Here is a 21,111-nt window from a genome sequence, read left to right as displayed (position 1 = left end):
AGACCTATGATCAACGTAGACCTGCAACAACTTATCCAGGCGCTGGACGCCGAAACCCGTCGTGACCTGGAAAGTTCGGCCGAACGCTGCGTCGCCCGTGGCGGCAGCAAGATCCTCGTCGAAGACTTGCTGCTGGGCTTGCTGGAGCGCCCGCAAGGCTTGCTCGCCCGCGCGCTGCAAGACGCCGAAGTGGATGCCGGTGAGCTGAACGCCGCGTTGCAATCGCGGGTCGAACACAGCGCTTCGCGCAACCCGGTGTTCGCCCCGGAACTGGTGCAATGGCTGCAAGACGCCTTGCTGGTGGCCAACCTTGAATTGGGCCAGAGCCAGGTCGAGCAAGCCGCGTTGATTCTCGCGCTGTTGCGCAACCCGATGCGCTACGCCGGCAGCCGCTACCAATCATTGCTGGCCAAGCTGAACATCGAGCGCCTGAAAGAATTTGCCCTGTCGCAGAAAGAACAACCGGCCACCGGTAAACCCGCTGTGCCCGGTGAATCGCTGCTGGAGCGTTTCACCCACAACCTGACTCAACAGGCCCGCGACGGCAAACTCGACCCAGTGCTGTGCCGCGATGGCGCGATTCGCCAGATGGTCGACATCCTTGCCCGTCGCCGCAAAAACAACCCGATTGTGGTCGGTGAAGCCGGCGTCGGTAAAACCGCCATTGTCGAAGGCCTGGCCTCGCGCATTGCCGCTGGTGAAGTGCCGCAAGCCTTGAAAGGCGTCGAGTTGCTGTCGCTGGACATGGGCCTGTTGCAGGCCGGCGCCAGCGTCAAAGGTGAGTTCGAACGTCGCCTCAAAGGCGTGATCGACGAAGTCAAAGCCTCGCCAAAACCAATCATCCTGTTCATCGACGAAGCCCACACCCTGATCGGCGCGGGCGGCAATGCCGGCGGTTCCGACGCAGCCAACCTGCTCAAGCCCGCCCTGGCCCGTGGCGAGTTGCGCACCATCGCCGCCACCACCTGGGCGGAGTACAAGAAGTACTTCGAAAAAGACCCGGCCCTGGCCCGTCGTTTCCAACCAGTGCAACTGCACGAACCGACCGTCAGCGAAGCGGTGACCATCCTGCGTGGCCTGGCTCAGGTCTATGAGAAGAGCCACGGCATCTATCTGCGCGACGACGCTGTGGTGGCGGCGGCCGAGTTGTCTGCTCGCTATCTCGCCGGCCGTCAGTTGCCGGACAAAGCCGTCGACGTGCTCGACACCGCGTGCGCCCGCGTGCGCATCAGCCTCGCCGCCGCCCCGGAAAGCCTTGAACGCCTGCGTGGTGAACTGGCTGAAGGTGGCCGTCAGCGTCAGGCCCTGCGCCGTGATGCCGAAGCCGGTTTGCTGATCGATCACGAAGCGCTGGACGCTTTGGAAGATCGCCTGGCTGCCGCCGAAGATGAAAGGGTCGCGCTGGAAACCCTTTGGACCGAGCAGAAAGAACTGGCAGAGCGCCTGCTGGATCTGCGTCAGCAACTGGCCAAGGCCCGCGACGCTGCCGCCGTCGAGCCCACTGTCACGGTGGAAGACGATGCCGAAGGCACCGTGATCGAAACTCTCGAAGCGCCAGTCGACGAAACTCAAACCGTCGAAGCTCTGGAAGCCGCGCTTAACGAAACGCACAAAACCCTGACGGCACTGCAAGTCAAAGAACGTCTGGTGAGCTTCGAAGTGTGCCCGCGCTTAGTCGCCGAAGTGATCAGCGCCTGGACCGGTGTGCCATTGGCCCAACTGGCCCGCGAGCACAACGCCAAGGTCGCGAGCTTCGCCACCGACTTGCGCTTTCGCATCCGGGGTCAGGAACAAGCCATTCATGCGCTGGACCGCTCGATGCGCGCCACCGCTGCCGGCCTGAACAAACCGGATGCGCCGGTCGGCGTGTTCCTGCTGGTCGGCCCGAGCGGCGTCGGCAAGACCGAAACCGCGCTGGCCCTGGCGGACTTGCTGTACGGCGGTGATCGTTTCATCACCACCATCAACATGTCCGAGTTCCAGGAGAAGCACACCGTCTCGCGCCTGATCGGCGCGCCGCCGGGCTACGTCGGTTATGGCGAGGGCGGCATGCTCACCGAAGCCGTGCGCCAGAAACCGTACTCGGTGGTGCTGCTCGATGAAGTCGAGAAAGCTGACCCGGACGTGCTCAACCTGTTCTACCAAATCTTCGACAAAGGCGTGGCCAACGACGGCGAAGGCCGCGAGATCGACTTCCGCAACACGCTGATCCTGATGACTTCGAACCTGGGCAGCGACCGCATCGCCGAGCTCTGTGAAAACGGTGCGCGACCGTCGGCCGAAGTACTCGAAGAAACCATTCGCCCGGTGCTGAGCAAACACTTCAAACCGGCACTGCTGGCGCGCATGCGTGTGGTGCCTTACTACCCGGTCGGTGGCCCGGTGCTGCGCGAGCTGATCGAAATCAAACTCGGCCGTTTGGGCGAACGCCTGAACCGTCGTCAGCTGGATTTCACTTACTCGCAAGACCTCGTCGATCACCTGGCGGATCGCTGCACCCAGAGCGACAGTGGCGCGCGTCTGATCGACCATTTGCTGGACCTGCATGTGCTGCCGCTGGTGGCTGACCGCTTGCTCGATGCGATGGCCACGGGCGAAAGCCTCAAGCGTGTCCACGCGACGCTCGACGGCAACGCCAGCGTGACGTGCGAGTTCGCCTGAGGTGGGTGTGATGTTCACTCAAGTGCCGCAACCGCTGGTCTATGCCGAAGCCTTGCTGGCGCAGTTCGCCAGCTTGTCGCGTGCGGCGGACGGTGCTGCGCTGCTGGGTGACTTCGTGCGCGGGTTGGCCGAGCTCAGCGGTTGTGAGTTGACGCAGCTGTACCTGTTGGACGCGACTCACACATGCCTGGGGATGAACGCCGAATGCCTCAACGGCCTCCTGCAACCCCGGGAAGCGGCGAGCCTGCCGGCGGATTACAACGGTGAGCAACTGCTGCAATTCGCCCTGTGCCAGAGCCGTGTGGTGTGCCTCAGCGAGCTGAGCGGCAGCTTGCACGAAACCAGTTTCCTGCCGCCTCAGGCTGCGCCTTGGCAGTCGCTGTTATGTGTGCCGCTGGTCAATCAGCAGAAAGCCGTCGAAGGCTTGCTGCTGTGCGCCAGTCGCCGGCACATCGACCTGCAAGGCTTCGCCGACTCCCTGAGTCAACTGGGTTCGTTCGTGCTCGGCCAACTGCATTTGCTGCAACGTCTGCGTCAGCCAATCGGTGAGGCACGACCGGCGAAGGCCAGCGTCTCGAGCGCCAGCGGTTACGGTTTGATCGGCAAAAGTTTGGCCATGCGCCAGACCTATTCGCTGATCAGTAAAGTCTTGCACAGCCCGTATACCGTGCTGCTGCGCGGTGAAACCGGCACCGGCAAGGAGGTGGTCGCGCGGGCGATTCACGATTGCGGCCCGCGCCGGTCTCAGGCATTCATCGTGCAGAACTGTGCGGCGTTCCCTGAGAACCTGCTGGAAAGCGAACTGTTCGGCTATCGCAAAGGTGCCTTCACCGGTGCTGATCGCGACCGTGCCGGGCTGTTCGACGCGGCCAACGGCGGCACCTTGCTGCTCGATGAAATCGGCGACATGCCGTTGTCCCTGCAAGCCAAGCTGTTGCGGGTTCTGCAGGAGGGCGAGATTCGCCCACTGGGTTCCAACGACACGCACAAGATCGACGTGCGCATCATCGCCGCGACTCACCGTGATTTGTCGGTGCTGGTCAGCGAAGGAAAATTTCGCGAGGACCTGTACTACCGCCTCGCGCAATTTCCGATCGAGTTGCCGGCCCTGCGTCAGCGCGAAGGCGACATCCTCGACCTGGCCCGGCACTTTGCCGACAAGGCGTGTTCGTTCTTGCAGCGCGATGCGGTGTGCTGGTCCGAGGCGGCGCTGGATCACCTGTCCGGTTACGCCTTCCCTGGCAACGTGCGTGAACTCAAAGGTCTGGTCGAACGCGCGGTGCTGCTGTGCGAGGGCGGTGAGTTACTGGCCGAACATTTCTCTCTGCACATGGAAGCCATGCCGGAAGACAGCAGCGGCCTGAACCTGCGCGAACGCCTGGAGCAGGTTGAACGCAGTCTGCTGCTCGAGTGCCTGCGCAAAAACGACGGCAACCAGACCCTCGCCGCCCGCGAACTCGGGCTGCCACGTCGCACCCTGCTGTACCGCCTCGGGCGCCTGAATATCAATTTGGGTGATTTCGATGGTTAGGCAACCGACCGTCGACTTCACCTTGTCCGCTTCTGATGGCGCCGCCCAAACGGGTCGACGCTTTGTACTTTGTCTACCCCTGGAGACCCTCTGATGTCTGTTCGTCACTGGCAAGCCGTCCTGCTGACCCTCGTCGTTCTATGCGGCCTCGGCGGCTGTAGCGGCAATTACAAATTCAACGACAACACCTATCGCCCATTGGGTGATCCGCAGGCGGTCAATCGCGGCAAGTGACCGCAAGGAGCATCACCATGGAACTGGTTTTCGAAATGCTGAACACCAAGCAGTTCGTGCCCACGGATTTGTGCCAGAAGACCTTCAAACAGGCCGGTGGCGTCATCGGTCGGGGCGAGGATTGCGACTGGATCATCCCCGACCGCAAGCGTCACCTGTCCAACCACCACGCGTTGATCAGCTACCGCGAAGGCACGTTTTTCCTGACCGACACCAGCAGCAATGGTATCCAGGACAGCGAAAGCGGCGCGCGCCTGCGCAAGGGCGAAGCGATGCGCATCGAGCATGGCAATGTCTACGTGCTGGGTGACTTCGAGATCTGTGCGCGGCTGGTGCGCGACCCGGCGACCTTCGACGTTGAAGTCGGCCGTCCGCAAGCGGCAGGCAGCATCATTCCGGACGATGCGTTTCTCGCTCTCGACCCGCTCAATGCGCTTGATCAGCAAGAGCGCGTGTACTCGGAACTCGACGAACTGATCTCCCCGGGCACGACCCTCTCAGACACCCGTCAGCGCGCGGACTATGCGCGCATCGACATGGAAAGCCTGATGGTGCCGGAGCTGATTAACGCACCCGCAGAGCCTGCTCCTGCACCACCGCCCAAAACGGTCGAACGTCAGAGCGAAGGTTTCTGGGAGCACTTCGGTGCCGCGTTGGGCGTGGACCTAAAAGGCCTCGACCACGACGCCCGCGAAGCGCTGGCACTGAACGCTGCGCGCCTGCTCAAGCAAAGCGTCGGCGGTTTGCAGCAGAGCCTGCGCACCCGCAGCGAACTGAAAAACGAACTGCGTCTGGCCCAGACCACCGTGCAAGGCACCCAAAAGAACCCGCTGAAATTTGCCGTGGATGCCGGTGAAGCGCTGGGCATTTTGTTGCAGCCGAACAAGCCGGGGCAGTTGCCGGCCGAGCAAGCAATCTCCCGTGCGTTCCGCGATTTGCAGGCGCATCAGGTGGCGTTGCTCACCGCCAGCCGCGCCGCCGTTCGCAGCACGCTGGAGCACTTTTCGCCACAGCAATTGACCCTGCGTTTCGAGCGCGACAACAAGCCGTTGCTCGCCACATCCGGCAGCCGCTGGAGAGCTTACGGTCGTTACCACCAGGCCCTGCGTCAGGACGATGACTGGAGCGAGCGCCTGCTGGCCCGCGACTTCGCTCAAGCCTACGAAGAACAGATCCGCCTGATTTCCACCCTTCACACCGACCACTAAGGATGATGCGCATGTCTCGCTGCTCGACCGCTTTTTTCAAGACGCTGACGGCGTTCGCGGCCCTGGTGCTGCTGGCCGGTTGCTCGTCACTGTCGCCGTATTCCCACGTCACCAAGCTCAACCTGAAGCTGACCGCCAGCGATCAGCTGAACCCGGACCTCAATGGGCGTCCATCGCCGATCGTTGTGCGTCTGTTAGAGCTCAAGCATCCGGTGACGTTCGAGAATGCTGACTTTTTCAGCCTGTACGAGCGCGCCAAGGAATCCCTGGCCCCGGACCTGGTGGCCAGCGAAGAAATTGAACTTCGTCCAGGTGAAACCGTGGAGATGAAACTCAGCGTGGAGGAGGGCAGTCGCTACGTCGGCATCCTTGCCGCCTACCGCGATCTGCCGGAAACCAAATGGCGCTACACGGTGCAAGTCACCCCGGTGGAAGTCACCAACGCGGACCTGACCCTCGACCAGGCCGGTATTCGCAATAGCAACGAAACGCTCGCCAAGGCGGATGACTGATCATGAATTCCCATAAAGTGATTTGGCAGGAAGGCATGCTGCTGCGTCCGCAGCACTTCCAGCACAACGATCGCTACTACGACCACCAGATGAAGACCCGCACGCAGTTGCTGGGCAGCTACACCTGGGGCTTCCTGAACCTGGACATCGACTTGCAGTTCCTCAATATGGGCAAACTGGTGATCAGCCAGGCCTCGGGGATTTTGCCGGACGGCAGCCTGTTTGAACTCGGCGGCAACACCGAACCATTGGCGCTCGACGTGCCGCCGAACACCGGTAACACGCCGATCTACCTGGCGCTGCCACTGGTCACCGGCAACCACATCGAGTCGCGTCGTCCGGAGCAGTCCGACGTGCTGGCGCGCTACACCGCGTACGAAGCGGAAGTCGCCGACTCCAACGCCGGCGACGATTCCGCCAGCCAGGTCACCTGCGGCCGCCCGGACTTCAAACTGTTGCTCGGCGAGCAGCAGAGCGACCAGGCCTACGTGAAACTGAAAATCTGCGAAGTGCTCGACACCACGCCCGACGGCGTGATCAGCCTCGACCCGGATTTCGTGCCGACCTACATTCAGGCGCATTCGTCCAGCTACCTGCTGTCGTGCTTGAAAGAAGTGATCAGCATGCTCGGCCACCGTGGCGACACCATCGCCGAGCGCATCCGCTCGAACGGCAAAGTCGGTGGCGCGGAAGTCGGCGACTTCATGATGCTGCAACTGATCAACCGCACCGAACTGCTGCTGCGCCACTACCTCGGCCTGGAACAGGTTCACCCGGAAGAGTTGTACCGCACGCTGCTGACCATGCTCGGCGATCTGGCGACGTTTTCCAGCGAGAGCAAACGCCCGCGCCTGGACAGCCGTTACCAGCACAGCGATCAGGGTGCGAGTTTCCGCAAGCTGATGGAAGCGATCCGTCAGGTGCTGTCGATGGTGCTCGAACAGCACGCCATCGAATTGGTCCTGCAGGCACGCCAGTACGGGATCATCGTCTCGCCGTTGCATGACCACAAACTGCTGGGCTCAGCCTCGTTCGTGCTCGCCGCCAGTGCCAACTGCGACTCCGAAGAACTGCGCCATCGTTTGCCGGCGCACCTCAAGGTCGGCCCGGTGGAGCGCATCCGCCAACTGGTCAATCTGCATCTGCCGGGCATCAAGGTCAAACCGTTGCCGGTCGCCCCGCGGCAGATCGCGTTCCACTCCAACAAAACCTATTTCATTCTCGAACTCAGTTCCGAAGACCTGGCACAACTCGAGCGCTCCGGCGGCTTCGCGTTCCATGTGTCCGGCGAATTTGCCGAGCTTGAACTGAAATTCTGGGCCATCAGGAACTGACCGACATGATCAAGGACATGGAACACAATCAGGACGATAAAACCGTCCTGCTCGACCGCCAGGGCCATGGCCCTGCTTCGAGTCCGCTGACAGATTTCGCCGCACCGCCGCGTCTTGAACAGCTCGAAGAACGGATGATTTATGCCGCGCGCCTGCGCCCGGCCGAAGCCTTCAACATCAGCCTCAACGCCTTGGTGGCCGCAGCGTCCGACCTGTTGTCGGAAGTGGTGCGGCTCAAGCACAGCGACACCCGCGAAGACATGTACGCGCTCAACGAGCGACTGACGGCCGGGCTGAAGCTGTTTGAAGTGCGGGCGCTGCACAACGGCGCTGAAAGTAGCCAGGTGATGGCCGCGCGTTACGTGCTCTGCACCGTGCTCGACGAAGCCGTCGTAACCACACCGTGGGGCAACGAAAGCGAATGGTCGCAGATGAGCCTGCTCAGCAGCTTCCACAACGAAACCTTCGGCGGCGAAAAGTTTTTCCAGCTGCTGGATCGCCTGTCGAAAAACCCGGTCAAGCACCTGCCAATGCTGGAGCTGATGTACCTATGCCTGTCGCTGGGCTTCGAGGGCAAGTACCGCGTGCAAGCGCGTGGCATGCTCGAGCTCGAAGGCATCCGCGACGCCTTGTATCGCCAGATTCGTCAGTTGCGCGGCGACGTACCTCGCGAACTGTCGCCCCATTGGGAAGGCTTGAACGATCAGCGCCGCAGTCTGGTGCGCATCGTGCCGGCGTGGATGGTGGTGCTGTTCACCGTGGTTTGTCTGGTGGTGATGTATTCGGGCTTCGCCTGGGTATTGGGCGAGCAACGCGAAACCGTTCTGCAACCTTATCAGCAGCTTGATCCGGCCGCGGTTCAGCCGCAGTCGCAGCCGTAAACAGGGACGTGTGATGAAAAAGTTTTTCAAGAAAGTCGGCGCATTCTTGCGTCAGACCTGGGTCTGGACCTTGCTGCTGGTGCTGTTCGTCGCGCTGCTGGTGTGGTTCGTCGGGCCGCTGCTGGCGGTCAATGACTACAAGTTCTGGGAAGGTTCGACCTCCCGCCTGCTGACCATCAGTGCGCTGTTCCTGATCTGGGGCCTGACCATGGTCTTCGTCAGCTGGCGCGCTGGCGTACGCAAGAAAGCCATCGAAGACACCGAAGACGGCCAGGACCGTATCCGCCGTGAAGAGTTGATCGACGAAGCGCACAAAGAGCTTCGCGTACGTTTCAAGGATGCGTTGAAAACCCTGAAGACTTCGAGCCTCTATCGCGGTCGCAGCGAACGCTGGCGCAGCGATTTGCCGTGGTACTTGCTGATCGGCCCGCAGGGTAGCGGCAAGACCAGCCTGTTGGACTTCTCGGGCCTTGAGTTTCCGATCAACAAGATCGACCGCAAACTGACCCGCGACACCCTCGGCACGCGTCATTGCGACTGGTATTTCGCCGACCACGGTGTGTTGATCGACACCGCCGGGCGTTATCTGACCCAGCCGGATACCGAAGTCGATGGCAGCGCCTGGAGCACCTTGCTCGACCTGCTGCGCAAGCGTCGCCGCAATCGTCCGTTGAACGGTGTGCTGGTGACCATTCCGGTGGAAACCCTGCTGGGCAAAACCGAGGAAGACCTCGACACCCTGGCGCGCCAGGTGCGGTCACGATTGCAGGAAGTGCATCAGAAGCTTCACGTCGATGTGCCGGTTTACCTGGTGTTGAGCAAGGCTGACAGCCTGCTCGGGTTCGACGAGTTTTTTGATCAACTGACCCGCGAAGAAAGCGATCAGGTGCTCGGTACGAGCTTCCGCAAAGAGCAGAGCGGCGCCGATGTGACTGTGCTGCGCGCCGAGTTTGAAGAACTGCTGCGTCGCCTCAACAGCCAAGTGATTATGCGCATGCACCAGGAGCGCGACACCCAGCGCCGTGGTCGCATCCTCGACTTCCCGCATCAACTGGGGCAGATCGGCGAGCGTCTGTGCCTGTTCGTCGACATGGCGTTCACCGGCAACCGATACCAGCGTGTTAGCCAGTTGCGCGGTTTTTACCTGACCAGCGCGCCGCACCTGACTCAAGAGATGGACGAGACCGCCGCCAGCATCGGCGCAAATCTGGGCATTAACGCCGGTACGCTACCAACCCTGCGCAGCGGTCGTTCGCGGTTCATCCACCATTTGCTCAGCCGCGTGATTTTCCCGGAAGCCGATCTGGCGGGCCTGGACAAACGCGAACGCAGTCGCATCCACTGGGGCCAGCGTGCTCTGTACGTGGGCGCATTGGCGGCGTTGGGGCTGTTCGGTCTGCTGTGGGCTGGCGGTTTCTCCGCCAACTACGAGCGTCTGGAAAACCTGCGTTCCCTGGCACAAAACTGGACCCAATCGCGTTCGGTGTTGACCGCCCGTGATGATTCCATGGCGGTGCTAAAGACCCTCGACACCCGCTACGCGGCGACTCAGGTCTTCCCGAAAAAAGGTGACGTGTCGTACCACGAACGTGGCGGTCTGTACCAAGGCGAAGCGGTTAATCCGGTGGTCAAGGAGGCCTACGAGCGTGAGCTTGAAGCGCAACTGCTGCCACGGGTCGCAACGCTGCTGGAAGGGCAGATCCGCGCCAACATGAAGGACCGCGAACGCCTGCTTAACAGCCTGCGTGCGTACCTGATGTTGAACATGAAGGATCGCCGCGATGCGGCATGGCTCAAGGATTGGGTCGCCACTGACTGGTCCCTGCGTTATGCCGGTAACACGTCGGTGCAGAACGGTTTGAACACGCACTTCGAGCGTTTGCTGAAGCAGTCGTTTATCTACCCGCTGAACGATCAACTGGTGGCGCAAGCGCGTCAGGTCCTGCGTAGCGAGTCGCTGGCCAACGTGGTTTACCGGATGCTGCGCGAGCAGGCTCGCAACCTGCCGGAATACCGTTTGAGCCAACACATCGGTCCACAGGCCTCGCTGTTTGTCGGCACCGAATACGTGATCCCGGGTTTCTACACCCAGCAGGGTTATCAGCAGTATTTCTCGGTTCAGGGCCGTGCGCTGGTCACCGATATCCTGCGTGACAACTGGGTGCTGGGCGAAGGCTCGGGCATCAGTGGCATGGACCTTCGTCGCCTGATGGTCGAACTGGAGCAACTGTACTTCCGTGACTACGCCAATTTCTGGAGCGAAGCGGTCGGCCAGGTCGCCCTGCCACCGATCAACGATGCGGGCGAGGGCGCCGACCAACTGGCGGGCCTGACGTCCGCCAACTCGCCAGTGCTGCAACTGCTGGTGGAAGTGCGCGAGAACACGCGTTTTGCGGCCGACGCCGATCCGGCTGATCAGGCGGCTGATGCCGCTGCAGCGCTGGCAGATCAGAAAGGCAAATTGGGCAAGCTGGGCAAACTGGCGTCTGCCGCCGCGGGCCAAGCCTCGGACATGGCCGCGATCAAAAACCTGCCCGACACCGCGAAGAAATCCCTGCAACGTCGCTTCGAACCGCTGCACCGTTTGCTGGACGACAATAACGGCCCCGCCGCTGATTTGACCCCGGCGCTCGCGGCGCTCAACGACCTGCAACTCCAACTGGCGAGCCTGGCACGTGCCAGTTCTCCGGATCAGGCTGCGTTCGAAATGGCCAAGACCCGCATGAGCGGCCAGCGTGATGCGCTGAGCAACTTGCGCAATGCCTCGAACCGTCTGCCGCGTCCGGTCAGCGTGTGGTTCAACGTACTGGCTGAAGACACCTGGCGTCTGGTGCTGAACGATTCCTACCAGTACCTGAACCAGCGTTATCAGAGCGAGCTGTACAGCTTCTATGGCAAGGCGATCAACAAGCGTTACCCGTTCAGCGCCCACAGCACCAGCGACGTTGCGATCAGTGACTTCCGCGAGTTCTTCAAGGCCCAGGGTATTGCCGATCGCTTCTTTGATACCTACATGCGTCCATTCGTGAGTGGCGATCCTGGCAACTACCGTCTGCGCAGCATCGACGGTCACAGCATGCCGATCTCCAAGGTCTACCTCGACCAGATGGCCGCGGCACAAGTGATTCGCCAGAGTTTCTTCTCGATCAATCCGGCCGAGCCACAAGTGCAATTCAAACTGGAGCCGTACACCCTCGACCCGGCAGTCAGCCGTTCCGAGTTCAAGTTTGGCGACAAGACCATCGAATACCGCCACGGCCCGATCGTGCCGGTGTCGTTCAAATGGCCGACCGACGCTGAAGACGGTCGCACCAGCCTGGTCCTCGACAAAATGGCTGGCCGCCCGATCGGTATCGAAAAGAACACTGGCCCGTGGTCGCTGTTCCGTCTGTTCGATTTGATGCAGACCGAGTACCTGAGCGGTCGCGATGTGCTGGTACTGAAAGCTGACGTGGGCGGCCTACGCGCCAATTACCTGCTCAGCAGCCAGCGCACACCAAACCCGTTCGACATGGGCGTGCTGCGTACCTTCCGTATGCCGGTGCGGCTCTGATGCTGGTGGCCAGTCCCTGGCGCAGCGCTGCGCGTACCGATCCGGGCAAGGTTCGGGCGCGCAACGAAGATGCTTTTCTCGACTGTCCACAGCAGGGGCTGTGGGTGGTCGCGGACGGCATGGGCGGTCATCAGGGTGGCGACATCGCCAGCCAGTTGATCGTCGCCAGCCTGGCGGAATTGCCGGTGCAGGACGACTTCGACGAACGACTCAAAGGCATACGCCAGTGCCTGCACTGGCTCAACCGCCGCTTGGGTCAGGAGTTGACCGTCACGGCCGGGCGCCACGACAGCATCATGGGCAGCACCGTGGTGGCGCTGCTGGTAGAAGGTCATCGCGCGGCCTGCATCTGGGCCGGCGACAGCCGTTGCTACCTGTGGCGTGGCCAGCGTTTGTATCAGCTGTCCAAGGATCATTCGTTGCAACAACAGCTCATCGACGAGCAAAACATGAGCGTCGAGGATGCCCGAGCGCATCCTGCCGCTCACGCGCTGACCCGAGCGGTCGGCGCTGCCGAGCAGTTGACGCTGGATGTGCTCGAACTCGAGGTCTACCCCGGCGATGCGTTTCTGTTGTGTAGCGATGGTTTGTACCAGGGGCTGAGCACCGATGCCTTGGGCAACGCCCTGAGCCTGACCGCGCCGCACGTTGCGTTGGAGCGTCTGTTCGACGGCGCTCTGCGTGGCTCGGCCCGGGACAACTTGACTGCTGTGGTGATCCGACAATGACTCAACTCATGCCGCCGCTCGACGACCTGCTGGTGACCGACGAGGAAGCCAATAACCTGACTTACTTTGCGTTTGCCAAATCCCATCAGGCTGAACCTGCGCTGGCGCCGACCAAGGCCAGCGTCGGCGAAATGCCCGACGTACTCGCAGGCCGTTACCGCATCGAGCGCCTGCTCGGTGCCGGTGGCATGGGCGCGGTTTACCGCGCACGGGACTTGCTGAACGAACAGTTCGGCGATCCCGACCCTTACATCGCGCTGAAAATCCTCAGCGAAGAATTTGCCGAATCGCCGGACGCCAGCGCCTTGCTCTACAGCGAGTTCGCCCTGACCCGACGCCTGCGCCACGACAACGTGCTGCGTTTGCACAGCTTTGAAGTGGACACCGACTGCCAGCGCGCCTTCATCACCATGGAACTCATGCGTGGGCTGACCCTGGACAAATTACTCTGCGAACGGCCGCTGGGCCTGCCGTGGAAAGAACTGCGCGACATCGCGCTGCCGCTGCTCGACGCGCTGGCCTACGCCCACGCTCGCGGCGTGCTGCACGGTGACATGAAGCCAAGCAACGTGATGCTCAGCGAAGAAGGCGTGCGCCTGTTCGACTTCGGTCTGGGCCAGGCCGAGGAGGGCATCTTGCCTGGCCTGCCGCACCTGAGCCGCAACCGCTTCAACGCCTGGACCCCCGGCTACGCTGCCCCCGAACTGCTCGAAGGCCAACCGCTGTCGGCCAGTGCGGATGTCTACGGCGTGGCCTGCGTGCTCTACGAATTGGCGGGCGGCAAACACCCGTTCCGTCGCTTGCCCTCGACCGAGGCCCGCGACGGCCACCTCGAACGCGAGCTGCACGCCCCCAGGAATCTCCCGAAACACTGCTGGCCAGCCCTGCGAACGGCGCTGGCTTTCGATGCGGCCAAGCGCACCATCACCGCCGCACAACTGCGTGACGCCATGGGCGCCACTTCGTCTTTGCTGCAACGCCTGCGACGTCGGGCGTAACGGATGACTACCGAACAGGGAGCAAGCAATGTTCAACCCAGCTAACGAAACGCACTTCAGCCTGACCGTCGAAGACTATGTAGGCGACCTGCAAGTGCTGTCGTTCACCGGCACCGAAGGCATCAGCCAGCCGTATCGCTTCGACCTGGAACTGGTCAGCGAAAACCCCGACCTCGACTTGGAAACCCTGCTGCACAAACAGGCGTTTCTGGCGTTGGACGATAAAGGTAGCGGCATCCACGGCCAGATCTACCGCGTCGCCCAAGGCGATGCCGGCAAACGCCTGACCCGCTACAAAATCTCCCTGGTGCCGCAACTTCAATACCTGCACCACCGCACCAACCAGCGCATCTACCAGCAGATGTCCGCGCCAAAAATCATCGCGCTGATCCTCGACGAGCACGGCATCAAGGGCAACGCCTACAACTTCCAGCTCAGCCAGCCCTGCCCGGACCGCGACTACTGCGTGCAGTACGACGAAACCGACCTGCACTTCGTGCAGCGCCTGTGCGAAGAAGAAGGCATTCACTACCACTTCCAGCACAGTGCCAAAGGTCATCTGTTGGTCTTCGGCGACGACCAAACCGTATTCCCGAAACTCGGCCAACCCACCGCCTACGTCCAAGGCAGCGGCATGGTCGCCGACGAACCGGTGATCAAAGGCTTCAAACTGCGCCTGGAAACCTGCACCGGCCGCGTCACCCGCCGCGACTACGACTTCGAAAAACCACGCCTGCAACTCGAGTCCGCCTACAAACCCGAGGCGCAAAGCGACGCCCCGGACCTCGAAGACTACGACTACCCCGGCCGCTTCATCGACCGCGCACGCGGCAAATTCCTCAGCCAANGAAAAACCACGCCTGCAACTCGAGTCCGCCTACAAACCCGAGGCGCAAAGCGACGCCCCGGACCTCGAAGACTACGACTACCCCGGCCGCTTCATCGACCGCGCACGCGGCAAATTCCTCAGCCAACGCGCCCTCGAACGCCACCGCGCCGACTACCGCCAAGCCGAAGGCAAAAGCGATCAGACCACCCTGGTCAGCGGCCACTTCCTGGACATGTCCGACCACCCGCGCAGCGAGTGGAACGACCTCTGGCTGCTCACCGAAATCTTCCACGAAGGCAAGCAGCCGCAAGTCCTCGAAGAGTCCGTGACCAGCGACACCACCGACAAAAAGGACGACTTCCACCAGGGCTACCGCAACCGCTTCCTCGCCACCCCGTGGGACGTGTTCTACCGCCCGGCCCTGCAACACCCGAAACCGCGCGTCCTCGGCAGCCAGACCGCGATGGTCACCGGCCCCAAAGGCGAAGAAATCCACTGCGACCAGTACGGCCGCATCAAGGTGCAATTTCACTGGGACCGCGAAGGCCAGGCCGACGACAAAACCAGCTGCTGGATGCGCGTCTCTTCGAGTTGGGCCGGTGACCGCTACGGTGCCATCGCCATCCCGCGTATCGGCATGGAAGTACTGGTGACCTTCCTCGAAGGCGATCCCGACCAGCCACTGGTGACCGGTTGCCTGTACCACAAAGAAAACCAGGTTCCCTACGAATTGCCGGCGAACAAAACCCGCACTGTGTTCAAAACCCTCAGCTCACCGGGCGGCGGCGGGTTCAATGAATTGCGGATTGAAGACAAGAAAGGTGCCGAGCAGATCTTCATTCATGCTCAGCGGGATTGGGATGAAAACGTTGAGCACGACCAGAAGATTCGTGTGGGTAACGAACGGCACGACACGGTGGTTAAGAACACCTACACCGAACTCAAGGCTGAAGAGCATCGGACCACGATTGCGGATCGCAAGACTGAAGCGCGGATGGATGACCACCTGACTATTGGGCAGAACCAGCATGTGAAGTTGGGGAGTGCGCAACTGACTAGCGTTGGGAAAGAGATTCATCTTAAGGCTGGGGACAAGATTGTCATCAAAGCCGGGATGGAACTCACCGTGAAGGCGGGTGGCAGCTTCATCAAGCTCGATGCCGGCGGGATTACGGTGGTTGGGCCGGTGGTGAAGATTAATGCCGGTGGTTCGGCGGGGAGTGGGACGGAGATCGGGATTAAGCCACCAGTGCTGCCGGGAGCTGCGGATCAGGATAAGGCGGGGAGTTTGATGGATCAGGCGTTGTTGAATGCGCCGCCTGAGAAGGTTAAACCGAAGGCTTTTTTTGTGTTTTCTGAGTGATTAATAATTCAACTCAAGGATCTGTTTATGAAATGTCAATTGCGCTTCACTCTCGCACTGGTTATATCAGCGTTCGGGCTTTTTTCAAGCAATGCGATTGCAGGCGGAGCTGATGTAAGTTCATGCCCGTCGAAGGTTTTTTCAGCTTTTTTAGGTTCTTATTTGGAGAGCTCTTCTGTGCAGCAGGAGTTTACTCATACTCCCTTGAAAAAATTAATAACGGTAGACGCCGAACCTGAGCCAGAGCAAAAAATAGTTTTTTTGGAGAAACAAAAGCTGAAGTTCCCTATAGTTCCTGGAAAAGAGAAACGAACTGCGGACGGTCTTGAAGTTGAAGTTCTAGAGGTGTCCAACGGTATTGCAAAAGTAAAAATTGAAAAGCCAGATACAGACTACCAGGTTTTCTATATATTTAAGTTGGAAGCGTGTTGGTTTTTGGATGAAGTTCAAGATTACTCGCTTTGATAGAAATTTAAAAAGGAAGTTATATGTCTTTCAATGAAGTGATGCTCCGTGTTCTGCCCCCGGTTGATGGCCACCAGCCTCATATAACGGGAGTCTATGGCGAGCAACGTGCGAGTGGCCCTCATGGAGGGACAGATTTTAATTATATTGGTGGCCAAAATGGCATCAATCTGCAGAATCCAAAAGTTTATGCGCCAATTGCAGGCACAGTCACATTTACTGGTGGGAACTATGGCACGATAAAAATAAAAGATGCGGACGGCAACAGTCATGAGATTTTGCATACAAGCAGTCACATGGTAAGTCAGGGAGCAACCGTTGCTGCAGGTGACGAGATCGGAACAATGGGGGGGAAGGGGCCGAATGGTGTGACCCAATATCCACGTCATGTTCACTATCAAATGAAGGGTCCCAATGGGAACCTCATTAGCCCTGAAGTGTGGTGGAGCCAACAGGAAGCAGCCGCAAGTCCTGCGGCCGCTCCGGCTTCTTCACCTAATGAGGGGCCTACACCACTGATGAACTTTCAATACCCATTCCGAAAGGCAGATGGTAAGCAGTTCACTGATGCAGAAGATGTTTACAAAGCGCTTGAGAGCGAAAAATCAGGGCATTACCTATTGGGTAGCAATAGATTCTGGCATGGCGGCATTCACATCAGCGATGCAAGTGCTCCGCAATGTGTATTGAATGAGCCGATACGCTGCATGGCGGATGGAGAAGTCGTTGCCTATCGCCTTAATGACGATTATTTGGAGTCGACCTTCGGTGATAACGAGAAAAAACTGAAGTACTCCAACTCGTTTTGCTTGGTGCGCCATGAATACAAATCGGCGCCAAATCCGGAAGAAGGTTCGAATAAAGGTAAGCAAAATACCCTGAACTTCTACAGTCTCTACATGCACTTGCTGCCTTATCAACGGTATCCGCTAACGCCTCAGGAAAAGCCGAAGCCAAAAATTACTATGAAAGTAGGTGACTTCAAGGCGTACGACGAAGCACCTTTATCAAGCCAGATCGCTTCGCCCGGAAAGCTTGCTAACGGTACGAAACTGGAGATCGTCGACCAGAAAGACGTTGGCAACCTTACTTACGCCAAAGGGAAAATCCTGTCCGGTAGCGTTAAAAATGGATCTCATAAAGTACGCAACGTAGGTCGTGAGGTCTGGTTCGCTTATATGAAAGACGGCGATCCTTACAGAAACTCGAAAGGTGATCGCATCTGGGTAGCAGATGCCATACCGGAGCGCACAAGACCAAATTACTGGCAAGGTAAAGTCAAAGCCCAAGCCACAAAGCGACTGCCTATTTTCCAGGCGCCGACAGATCCAACAAACGGAAAACCCGTTGGAGGGCCCGTGGCCGGAAATCTTGAGTTGGTTGCTAATAACTGCGTCGCAAACAATGAAAGTCGGCAGCGCAGTGGTCGCGGTTTTTAATCCATTGGCGTTGATCAGCCTTCAGCATCACGGTGTCTTTCACTGTTGCCTTTGCTGTTTTCCATGCCTTCCCCAATTTACGATCCAATCCAAGCGTGTATGGGTCAGAACATATTGCCTTTTCTGTAGGTGTCGCAGCATTGGCACAGTCGAAACTGTTGGCGGCAGCAATTGTGGTAAAAGCCATACTGGCCAGCATCATGGTGTGGATAAGGATAGGGTGGGGTAAGGCAAAAGGCATTTGAAGATTCCATTCTGAAAGTGCGGCACAAGTATGCGTAGATGCATGGTGATTTTCAGCTTTTTCGTGCTTTTGGAACTTTCCTGGCGGCGTTCAGCAGTGTCAGGCCGTGCAGCGTGCATTCTCTCGGCTGCCTTTGGAGAAGCAGGTGATGGTGGATTGGATTGAAGGGGGGTGGAATCGGTCAAGGCAAGTCACTGCATTTAAAGCTCGGAGTGCAGACGTGACAATGCATTGGAATGAAGAAGGGGACGTCAGTCCCCTTCGTATTTCTTGCTACGTCTTAGCCCGATGCTCCGCCGGATCCGGCGAATCAATATGGTCCAGAGCTCGCTCCACTAACAGATGCACACCGACCGCCATTCTGCTGAGTGCCAGTGCGACGGAGCGGCGTGAGCCTTCTACGCTGTCGGCCAGGTCGGCGGCGATGGCGCTGATGGACAGCAGGTCTTCCGAGGCGTTGGCCAGGACGGTTTCGGTGTGGAGGTCGGGAGCGACGATGAAGAGGTCGCCATTGCGACGTTTAGGTTTTTTATCCGCAGGTGTGCCGAGGTGAAGATCTAGGGCGCGCTCGGCGGCTTCGTGGAGTTTTTTTGAATCTAAGGATTCGTAGGGGGATGTGTCTTCGTGTTCGGGGGGGTTAGGTGTTGGCTTGATCATAGGAGTAATACCGAGATTTAGGAGCTAACACCGTTTCGCTTGCTTCGAAGGAGGTGGCAGCTGTGCATAGGTGTGCAAGACCGACTCGGTAAACCGGCAGACCCGAAGGTCTCCCACACACAGCTGCCATAACAATTCGCGAGCATAAGAAAACGCTCGATGAATAGCCATAACCGATTGCATGCCGAGGCGGACTTGCACGTCCGTGTCACCGATTTTGCGGCGACCACCAGAGACTATCGGTGATACCTACGACTGCCTAGTTCACAGACAGCCCGGCATGTTGACGGAAATGTCCGAGAGGTTTGAGGGGATCAAGATCAAAAGATCGTCCGAACGCGGCCCGAACCTTCGGCAGCTCCTACAGGATTGTGTTTCTTCAGGTGTAGGGACGGTGTCGGGAGGTGACGCGGAGCGTCACGGGATGCATTCCTTTGCTGCGCGTGATAATGATCAGGTTGGCGTGACTTGGTAGTCATTGGCGTCAAAAAGCACTGCATCTTCTTCAAACGCAACCAGGCAGTGGCGTTCTTGCTTGAAGCCGCTACACTGCGCCGGCCGTTCATTTTCCTTTTGAGGCTGCACGCATGAAATTTCGTTTTCTTCTGTGGATGCTGGGTTTGTTGATGGGTAGGGCCAGTCGGACTAATCCTGCGTTTCAGCAGCAGTTGGGTGACAAGGAGTTGGTGTTCCAGCTACAGACCCTGGACGGGAAAGTGGCGCGGCATTTCTTTGTGAAGGATCAGCGCATCACCAGCAAGTCGGGCGTGTATGCCGAGCCTGCGTTTGCGATTGCTTTTAAAGACGCGGCGTATGGCTTTGCCACGATGCAGGCGAAGAACAAGCAATTGGCGTTTATGACGGGGATTCAGGACAAGTCGATTCAGATCAAGGGCAACCCGGCGCTGGTGATCTGGTTTCAGGGGTTGACCAAGTATTTGAAGCCGAGGAAGGCCAAAGCCAAGGCTTGAGGTCTGTCATTTAGACCGAGGAGGATTCATCGCGGGCAAGCCCGCGATGCTTTTAGGCCTGGGTGAATTGCGAAGCCAGTTCACGCAGCAGCACTTCGGCTTCAAGCACTTTGCTGACGACGTCGTTGGCTTTGTCGCGAGTCAGGCCGACGCGCTCCAGCAAGGCGTCTGGAATGTCTTCATCCGGACCAGACCCAATCCCACGACTGCGCAGCAAACGCACAGCCAGGCACACGAGGTTAGGGTACTCGGCGTAATCGCCGTCGTAGCCCGGGTCGTGCTGGAAGCGCAGCGCGGTGGCCAGTTCTTCGGGCATGTCCCAGTAGCGCATCAGCCACGAGCCGATCTGTTCACGGCTGATGCCCAGCAAGTGTTGCTCGACGTAGCTGTGGCACAGGTGCGGGTTGACCTCCAGGTGGCGGCAGATCAGCGAGAAGTGCGGCGGGAACACGTGGGCGAGCAGCAAGTAGCCGAAGTTGTGCAGCAGGCCGGCGAGGTAGGTCAGGCCGGCTTCCGGGCGCTGGGCGCGGGGCATGGCGCGGGTCAGGCCTTCGATGACGGCGGCGGTGTAAATCGATTGCTGCCAGTACGGCGTGGTGTGTTGCGGATGGTCCTTGGGCAGGCTCAGGGTTTTGCCCAGGGCCAGGCCGAGCGCGAGGTTGATCACCAGGTCGAAACCCAGCACCCGCACGATGGCGTCTTCCACTGAACGAATCTTGCCCGGCGACGCGTAGTACGGCGACGCCGCCCAGCTCACGACCTGTGCGGCCAGGGCTGGGTCGGTTTCGACGACGCCGGTGATGTCGTCAATGGTGGCGTTGGGGTCGACACGAAGTTTGATGATTTTCTGCGCGGTCTCGGCCAGCGGCGGAATCTCGATGGTCGCTTCCAGACGCTGTTGGATGCGCCGCGCGGTGAACGCCTGGACGGCCTGGGTGATTTCCTCACGGTCATCGTCGGGGCGGTCGAGGTTCGGGCGAATGCGGGTCAGCGCTTCGCCGAAGTTGGCGGCGCTGGCCTTGGTCAGCATGGTCTTGAAGTCTTCGCGGGTGACTTCCAGCAACACGCCCGGCTCGCCCGAGTTGATCAGCAACTTCGGCTCGCGCAGCAGGCTTTCTTCATACAGGCACGGTGAGCTGGTGAGCGCCGGCATACCGGGCAGCAGGCTCAGGTTGTGTTTGCCGAGCATTTTTACCAGACGCTCGGTCGACACGGCGGTGAGGCGGCGGCCTGTCAGCTCGGCGAGGCTATTGAGGTCCAGCAATTGGCTTTGAGGGAACAGCACCATGAGCGTGCCCACGGTGTCATCGAGCAGAACAGCCTGCACTTTGCGTGCGGCGTTCAGTGCGTGGTGGTCGAGGACTTCTTCGTAGGCGATACCCAATTTGCCCAGCATCAGCCGAATAACCGACGGAGCGTGCGGGGTGGCGGGTGCGAGGGCAGCTTCGGTCATGGTCTGTATCCGTTTTAAAACAATGGCAGGAGTATAACCAGCTTGCTCAG

General features: G+C 59.6%; 17 protein-coding genes and 1 pseudogene. 15 read left to right on the top strand and 3 right to left on the bottom strand.

Annotation, left to right across the window (positions count from 1 at the left end):
- Positions 1–6: 6 nt before the first annotated feature.
- From tssH to ACXPVS_RS04775, 14 genes and pseudogenes are all read left to right on the top strand, one after another.
- Entirely contained in the window at positions 7–2,661 is a 2,655-nt protein-coding gene (tssH, locus tag ACXPVS_RS04840) for a type VI secretion system ATPase TssH (protein WP_458508903.1), read from the top strand.
- Between the two features lie 10 nt (positions 2,662–2,671).
- Positions 2,672–4,192 (top strand): sigma-54 interaction domain-containing protein, encoded by a 1,521-nt coding sequence (locus ACXPVS_RS04835; protein ID WP_458508902.1) that lies wholly within the window; start codon positions 2,672–2,674, stop codon positions 4,190–4,192.
- A 93-nt stretch (positions 4,193–4,285) separates the two neighbouring features.
- The gene (locus tag ACXPVS_RS04830) at positions 4,286–4,426 is read left to right on the top strand and encodes a hypothetical protein (RefSeq protein ID WP_008030659.1); all 141 of its coding nucleotides are present in this window, start codon (positions 4,286–4,288) and stop codon (positions 4,424–4,426) included.
- Positions 4,427–4,443: 17 nt separating this feature from the next.
- Positions 4,444–5,634 carry a type VI secretion system-associated FHA domain protein TagH gene (gene tagH, locus ACXPVS_RS04825; protein ID WP_458508901.1) on the top strand — a complete coding sequence of 397 codons (1,191 nt, stop codon included), beginning with the start codon at positions 4,444–4,446 and terminating at the stop codon, positions 5,632–5,634.
- 11 nt (positions 5,635–5,645) lie between these two features.
- The gene (tssJ, locus tag ACXPVS_RS04820) at positions 5,646–6,146 is read left to right on the top strand and encodes a type VI secretion system lipoprotein TssJ (RefSeq protein WP_458508900.1); all 501 of its coding nucleotides are present in this window, start codon (positions 5,646–5,648) and stop codon (positions 6,144–6,146) included.
- Positions 6,147–6,148: 2 nt separating this feature from the next.
- On the top strand, positions 6,149–7,480 hold the full coding sequence (gene tssK, locus ACXPVS_RS04815; protein WP_458508899.1) for a type VI secretion system baseplate subunit TssK: 1,332 nt from the start codon (positions 6,149–6,151) through the stop codon (positions 7,478–7,480).
- 5 nt (positions 7,481–7,485) lie between these two features.
- Positions 7,486–8,361, top strand: coding sequence for a type IVB secretion system protein IcmH/DotU (gene icmH, locus ACXPVS_RS04810; RefSeq protein ID WP_458508898.1), 876 nt, complete (start codon positions 7,486–7,488; stop codon positions 8,359–8,361).
- Between the two features lie 13 nt (positions 8,362–8,374).
- Positions 8,375–11,914: a type VI secretion system membrane subunit TssM gene (gene tssM, locus ACXPVS_RS04805; protein WP_458508897.1), complete on the top strand. Its 3,540-nt coding sequence runs from the start codon at positions 8,375–8,377 to the stop codon at positions 11,912–11,914.
- On the top strand, positions 11,914–12,642 hold the full coding sequence (locus ACXPVS_RS04800) for a PP2C family protein-serine/threonine phosphatase (RefSeq protein WP_458508896.1): 729 nt from the start codon (positions 11,914–11,916) through the stop codon (positions 12,640–12,642). Before tssM ends, ACXPVS_RS04800 begins: the two co-directional genes overlap by 1 nt.
- Positions 12,639–13,640, top strand: coding sequence for a serine/threonine-protein kinase (locus tag ACXPVS_RS04795; RefSeq protein ID WP_458508895.1), 1,002 nt, complete (start codon positions 12,639–12,641; stop codon positions 13,638–13,640). The genes ACXPVS_RS04800 and ACXPVS_RS04795 overlap by 4 nt, the downstream gene beginning before the upstream one ends.
- 28 nt (positions 13,641–13,668) lie before the next feature.
- Positions 13,669–14,487 (top strand): annotated as a pseudogene (gene tssI, locus ACXPVS_RS04790) (type VI secretion system tip protein TssI/VgrG); the annotation flags it as partial.
- Between the two features lies 1 nt (position 14,488).
- Positions 14,489–15,832 (top strand): type VI secretion system tip protein TssI/VgrG (gene tssI, locus ACXPVS_RS04785; protein WP_458508894.1); only part of this gene is annotated, 1,344 nt, incomplete at its 5' end.
- Positions 15,833–15,859: 27 nt separating this feature from the next.
- Complete coding sequence (locus tag ACXPVS_RS04780) at positions 15,860–16,297, top strand: hypothetical protein (protein WP_458508893.1); 438 nt, start codon at positions 15,860–15,862, stop codon at positions 16,295–16,297.
- Positions 16,298–16,320: 23 nt separating this feature from the next.
- Positions 16,321–17,736 carry a M23 family metallopeptidase gene (locus ACXPVS_RS04775; protein WP_458508892.1) on the top strand — a complete coding sequence of 472 codons (1,416 nt, stop codon included), beginning with the start codon at positions 16,321–16,323 and terminating at the stop codon, positions 17,734–17,736.
- On the opposite strand, the gene ACXPVS_RS04770 is transcribed toward ACXPVS_RS04775, so the two are convergent.
- Together ACXPVS_RS04770 and ACXPVS_RS04765 are read right to left on the bottom strand one after the other, a co-directional pair.
- Positions 17,681–17,977, bottom strand: coding sequence for a lysozyme inhibitor LprI family protein (locus ACXPVS_RS04770; protein WP_458508891.1), 297 nt, complete (start codon positions 17,975–17,977; stop codon positions 17,681–17,683). The genes ACXPVS_RS04775 and ACXPVS_RS04770 overlap by 56 nt on opposite strands.
- 276 nt (positions 17,978–18,253) lie before the next feature.
- Entirely contained in the window at positions 18,254–18,637 is a 384-nt protein-coding gene (locus ACXPVS_RS04765) for a DUF6124 family protein (protein WP_458508890.1), read from the bottom strand.
- A gap of 587 nt (positions 18,638–19,224) precedes the next feature.
- Between ACXPVS_RS04765 and ACXPVS_RS04760 the strand changes: the two genes are divergently transcribed.
- Complete coding sequence (locus ACXPVS_RS04760) at positions 19,225–19,608, top strand: helicase (RefSeq protein ID WP_458508889.1); 384 nt, start codon at positions 19,225–19,227, stop codon at positions 19,606–19,608.
- A gap of 52 nt (positions 19,609–19,660) precedes the next feature.
- Here the strand turns inward: ACXPVS_RS04760 and ACXPVS_RS04755 are convergent, their stop codons facing one another.
- A complete protein-coding gene (locus ACXPVS_RS04755; protein WP_458508888.1) occupies positions 19,661–21,061 on the bottom strand; it encodes an HDOD domain-containing protein in 1,401 nt (466 codons plus the stop codon).
- Positions 21,062–21,111: the final 50 nt, after the last annotated feature.

Source organism: Pseudomonas sp. Ma2-10 (assembly GCF_054330215.1).
The sequence above is the reverse complement of the archived record's forward strand: the minus strand, read 5'-3'. Positions and strand labels throughout refer to the sequence as shown.

What these genes read in the sequence shown, in the direction of transcription:
- ACXPVS_RS04765 (WP_458508890.1), bottom strand. Translation starts at nt 18,637, where the DNA reads ATGATCAAGCCAACACCTAACCCCCCCGAACACGAAGACACATCCCCC.
- ACXPVS_RS04795 (WP_458508895.1), top strand. Translation starts at nt 12,639, where the DNA reads ATGACTCAACTCATGCCGCCGCTCGACGACCTGCTGGTGACCGACGAG.
- ACXPVS_RS04755 (WP_458508888.1), bottom strand. Translation starts at nt 21,061, where the DNA reads ATGACCGAAGCTGCCCTCGCACCCGCCACCCCGCACGCTCCGTCGGTT.
- tssK (WP_458508899.1), top strand. Translation starts at nt 6,149, where the DNA reads ATGAATTCCCATAAAGTGATTTGGCAGGAAGGCATGCTGCTGCGTCCG.
- ACXPVS_RS04775 (WP_458508892.1), top strand. Translation starts at nt 16,321, where the DNA reads ATGTCTTTCAATGAAGTGATGCTCCGTGTTCTGCCCCCGGTTGATGGC.
- ACXPVS_RS04830 (WP_008030659.1), top strand. Translation starts at nt 4,286, where the DNA reads ATGTCTGTTCGTCACTGGCAAGCCGTCCTGCTGACCCTCGTCGTTCTA.
- tssM (WP_458508897.1), top strand. Translation starts at nt 8,375, where the DNA reads ATGAAAAAGTTTTTCAAGAAAGTCGGCGCATTCTTGCGTCAGACCTGG.
- tssJ (WP_458508900.1), top strand. Translation starts at nt 5,646, where the DNA reads ATGTCTCGCTGCTCGACCGCTTTTTTCAAGACGCTGACGGCGTTCGCG.
- ACXPVS_RS04800 (WP_458508896.1), top strand. Translation starts at nt 11,914, where the DNA reads ATGCTGGTGGCCAGTCCCTGGCGCAGCGCTGCGCGTACCGATCCGGGC.
- tssH (WP_458508903.1), top strand. Translation starts at nt 7, where the DNA reads ATGATCAACGTAGACCTGCAACAACTTATCCAGGCGCTGGACGCCGAA.
- ACXPVS_RS04770 (WP_458508891.1), bottom strand. Translation starts at nt 17,977, where the DNA reads ATGCCTTTTGCCTTACCCCACCCTATCCTTATCCACACCATGATGCTG.
- tagH (WP_458508901.1), top strand. Translation starts at nt 4,444, where the DNA reads ATGGAACTGGTTTTCGAAATGCTGAACACCAAGCAGTTCGTGCCCACG.
- icmH (WP_458508898.1), top strand. Translation starts at nt 7,486, where the DNA reads ATGATCAAGGACATGGAACACAATCAGGACGATAAAACCGTCCTGCTC.
- ACXPVS_RS04780 (WP_458508893.1), top strand. Translation starts at nt 15,860, where the DNA reads ATGAAATGTCAATTGCGCTTCACTCTCGCACTGGTTATATCAGCGTTC.
- ACXPVS_RS04760 (WP_458508889.1), top strand. Translation starts at nt 19,225, where the DNA reads ATGAAATTTCGTTTTCTTCTGTGGATGCTGGGTTTGTTGATGGGTAGG.
- ACXPVS_RS04835 (WP_458508902.1), top strand. Translation starts at nt 2,672, where the DNA reads ATGTTCACTCAAGTGCCGCAACCGCTGGTCTATGCCGAAGCCTTGCTG.